Genomic DNA, 1,952 nt, shown 5'->3' with positions numbered 1-1,952 from the left:
TGAGCTTGGTCGGTATATAGTCCATTTTTTTTGGCATTTTAGGGAGGTGAACCGTTTTAATCGCTGTGCGGCCATAGCCATCGTCGATCACCACATCAATATCCCGGCCAAGCAATTTGGCCAAGTCCTCATAGTCCACGCTCAGACTGCCTGTCTTGGCCGCTGCTGACGTATGTATCATCTTGCCACCCGTCAGACTGACCACATTTTTTAGGTCAGGAAATGCGCCCTTTTTGGTCGCCACAATCCGTATATCCCGTTCGGATACGCCATATCCGGTATAGTCAACTTTAAGCTTACCGCCCGTTGCTGTTGCCTTTAACACAGGCCACTTCGTGACGCTGTACAGTGCTTGACGTTCATTTTCACTAATTTTATTAGTCTTGCTAAATGCAATTCCCATACGTTGCAAAATCCCTGAGGTCCGAAGAAATACTTTACCTTCAACTCTGTAAAAAAAAGGATTGCCTTCATCAAACTGCGGATCATTTGCCGATTGAACGAATGTATCACGGAAATATGACCGTTGCTTCGCTCCTACGGTCTGATCAATCATGACCGCATCGAAGAGATCACCCAAGGCTGTTTGACTCTTAAACACCAAGCCAAAACCGTTTTCTTTATCAAAATTTGGGTCGTCTGCCTTACGCTTGACGTTAAAAACATCATAATTACCGACTTTCGTGGACTTTCCTCCAGAAAAAGCGAAAATCCCTGTCCAACGAGCCAATTCCCATGGACGAGTAACATTATCATTAAGTGCTGGTATAAAGCCACGCAGATAGATTCCGTTGTCACCGTAATTGAACCCTACATATTTCCTTAACATCGCTTCCGAGCCAGCCGCAAGAGCGTAAGAAGAGCCGACCATCATAATTATCAAAACAAAAGCTATAATTCGTTTCATCGTGTCAGCTCCACCCTACAAGGATTGAGCTGCTGCGATAGCTTCTTTAAGTGTCCCGGCAGTCTCAACAGATTTATGCTTCTTCACAAAACCATGATAAACAACAACATCATCCGTCAAGTTAATAAACTGCTTACCCAAAGATTCATCTTTCGTATCCAAAAATACTGTGTATCCTTCGATAAGGTCATCCTTCGCATAAATTTTTCCGAAAGTAATACTCCCTACACCTGCTGAGTACGTGTATTTTTGCCCCTGTTTTAATTTCACCATTCCGGCCTGTAGGCTCAAATATGACGCTTCAGCACCTTCAGGAACAGTAAAGGTTACTTGTCCGTTCGAGTATTTCATGTTGTTTTTAAACAACGCTTTGCCCAAATCAGTTTTTTCTTCCCACGCAAACGGCTTGAAAACCATCTTCGGCTGTTCCTGTTTTTCTTCCGGTTTTTGTTCTGGATCTTTCGGATCTGCAGGTTTAGTAGTAGCGCTGGCCGTAGTGATAGTTACCAGGAACTTTTTGCTGTTCCAATCCACCTGTGCCCCTAGAGCTTCAGAAACAAAACGAAGCGGAACGTAGACGCGGCCTTTTTGCAGACGAGCCGGCACATCCAATAAAATCTTTTTATCGCCTGTCGTTACGATAGAAGTATTAACCTTCATGCTAATATTTTTTTCACTCTGTTTAATGAGCACTGTTTGATTTTTATAATCAACTTTTGCCCCCAATGCTTCCGAAACAAAACGTACAGGAATCAGTACACGGTTTTCTTCCATAATTGGTTTACCATCCGGAAAATTCACTTTTTTAGAGTCTACAGTCACGGTTACCTCTTTACCGGCAGCTGAGACCACTTGGCCCAAACTAGACACGATTAGGATTAATGCAAAAATCATCATAAATTTTTTTTTCATTTTTAATTGCTCCTTTTCTTTTCATACTATGATTTTACGACATTTTTTAATACATCGCTCAAAAATAGAAAGATTCAGTGGACCTAAAGAAAACTCCATTCCTTTATTATTATCTAATCGATTAGATAGTATA

The 1,952-nt window shown here is 41.7% G+C and carries 1 protein-coding gene and 1 pseudogene; both read right to left on the bottom strand.

Translation table 11 applies throughout. From position 1 onward, the window contains the following. Positions 1-907, bottom strand: a pseudogene (locus JO375_RS04330) (CARDB domain-containing protein); the annotation flags it as partial. A 15-nt stretch (positions 908-922) separates the two neighbouring features. After that, a complete protein-coding gene (locus JO375_RS04325; RefSeq protein WP_229523307.1) occupies positions 923-1,819 on the bottom strand; it encodes a copper amine oxidase N-terminal domain-containing protein in 897 nt (298 codons plus the stop codon). Positions 1,820-1,952: the final 133 nt, after the last annotated feature.

This window comes from Paenibacillus farraposensis (assembly GCF_020736845.1).
GTDB lineage: Bacteria > Bacillota > Bacilli > Paenibacillales > Paenibacillaceae > Paenibacillus > Paenibacillus farraposensis.
Note: the sequence above shows the minus strand (reverse complement) of the source record. Positions and strands in the feature narration are given on the sequence as shown.